The sequence below is a fragment of the Fibrobacter sp. genome, from assembly GCF_045112255.1.
GTDB lineage: Bacteria > Fibrobacterota > Fibrobacteria > Fibrobacterales > Fibrobacteraceae > Fibrobacter.
In genome coordinates this window covers 1-1,915 of sequence record NZ_JBGUHR010000030.1, presented here as the reverse complement: position 1 = coordinate 1,915, position 1,915 = coordinate 1, and the positions used below count along the sequence as shown (strand labels likewise).

At 52.3% G+C, this 1,915-nt stretch carries 3 protein-coding genes; all 3 read left to right on the top strand.

What is annotated here, in order from left to right:
- Window positions 1-239: hypothetical protein (locus ACJMM9_RS03295; protein ID WP_405323832.1), on the top strand; the 239-nt coding region annotated here is incomplete at its 5' end.
- A complete protein-coding gene (locus ACJMM9_RS03290) occupies window positions 236-1,108 on the top strand; it encodes a patatin-like phospholipase family protein (protein WP_405323830.1) in 873 nt (290 codons plus the stop codon). The genes ACJMM9_RS03295 and ACJMM9_RS03290, both read left to right, overlap by 4 nt.
- Before the next feature lie 391 nt (window positions 1,109-1,499).
- On the top strand, window positions 1,500-1,915 hold a 416-nt coding region (locus ACJMM9_RS03285; RefSeq protein ID WP_405323834.1), incomplete at its 3' end, for a dUTP diphosphatase.

Below are 1,915 nucleotides of genomic sequence, written 5' to 3'. Positions count from 1 at the left end.
AAATCGGCGGTTCTCCGATTTGCGAATCCGTCAAGCAGATTGCTGACGTGCTGTTCGAATCCATCGACTACAACGACGCGAACGCCGTGTACAACGCTCTTGCAGAAGGCCAGTTCTTTACTGACGCGGAACTTGAGCTTGTTACCAATGGCTGGGGCTTGAATACTGACACCTTGGACAGAATCTGCCAAGTCCGCTATGGCGGCGATGCAGACCAAGTTATTGAAGGACGTGTATGAGACCCTACCTAGCTATCAGTATCAACGGCGGCGGTGCCCTCGGCATCGGCCCTCTCGCGTTCATGGAACGTCTCGAAAGCGATGTCGGTAGAGGACTCAACGAAATCGGCGTTGCGTTTGCTGGAACCTCGACTGGATCCATCATCGCTGGCGGTTTCGACGAAGGATATAACGCGCATGAATTGCGCAAGCTGTACCGTGAGAACTTGAAGAAGATTTTCACTAAGTATTCGTGGTACAAGCGCTTGCAGCCGTCTTGCCCGACCTACGACAACTCCTACTTGAAGGAACTCCTCAAGAAGAAGTTCAAGGGCAAGGTGAGCGACTGGAAGAAGCCCATTTACATTCCGACTACGCACACCAACGGCGAAAGCGTCGAGAAGGTGTGGGACTTGGGCGATACGAAGGTCGACAAGTGGTTCGCCATTTTGACAAGTACTGCGGCTCCTACATACTTCGACACGATTGTACAGGACGGACAGTCTTACGTGGATGGCGGCATGTGGGCGAATAGCCCTATCGCAGTCCTTAACGCTGGTTTGAAGCGTTCAGAGTACGTGGGCCAGCTCCGTATCCTCTCGTTCAACACGGGAATGGATACGCCGAACACGCTCAAGGGTAACCAGTCCCTTATCGGTTGGGCCACCTACCTCAAGGACGAATGGATCGCTCGCGCCGGAAAGAGCAACGACTACGAAGTCATCGCCGACCTCGGCGCAGAGAACGTGGCCATCGCCTCTCCGAAGCACTCGTCAAAGATTGCAATGGACAAGACCGACGACGACACGCTCAACAAGGTCGAAAAGATCTGGACTGACTACTACGATGCCAACCGTGAATATTTCAAGAAATTCGTGAAGTGCTACTAAGAACGGCTGGAAATGGATAAAAAAGGGGGTTTGCCAAGCAAATCCTCTTTTGCTATATTTAGGTCAACTTATCACTGGAATTCTCATGGGAGAACTCAATAAAGCGACTGGCATAAGGGTGGAACTTCACGACCACTTTGAAATGCCGAACCCAATGGAAACGACTTGCACCGTACTGTCGACCGTAAACATCAGCCCCGAATACAACGCATTGTCTGGAGTAACTGAACTCTGGATACACCGCGACGACGGATCTATGAAGTATGCTGGTTATCTCGACTTCATCTCGGACTCGGCTACTGGTAAACGGATACTATGGGGACGTACCGACTGCGGACAGGCGATGCAACTCCTGACTGATAAGGACATCTTTGACTTCAAGGATATTCTCATGACAGAAAACAACCTTACAGACAACAGCGCACTCGAAATCATCGTACAGTACCAGCACGAAGACACCTACCGTCTCAAGGCTATCGAAAAGGGCAACTGGATCGACATGGCCGCCGACGAAGACGTGACCATCAAGGCTGGCGAACTCAAGCTCATCAACCTCGGCGTGGCTATGAAGCTTCCGGAAGGTTACGAAGGACACCTTGCCCCTCGTTCCTCCACGCTCAAGAAGTTCGGTGTGCTTCAGGCAAATTCAGTCGGCGTCGTCGACGATACATACTGTGGCCCTACGGACTGGTGGCGCTTCCCCGCATTCGCTACTCGCGATACCGAGATCAAGCGCGGCGAACGCATCTGCCAGTTCCGCATCATGGAAGTGCAGCCGAAGCTCCGCTTCACCGAAGGAAAGATGGT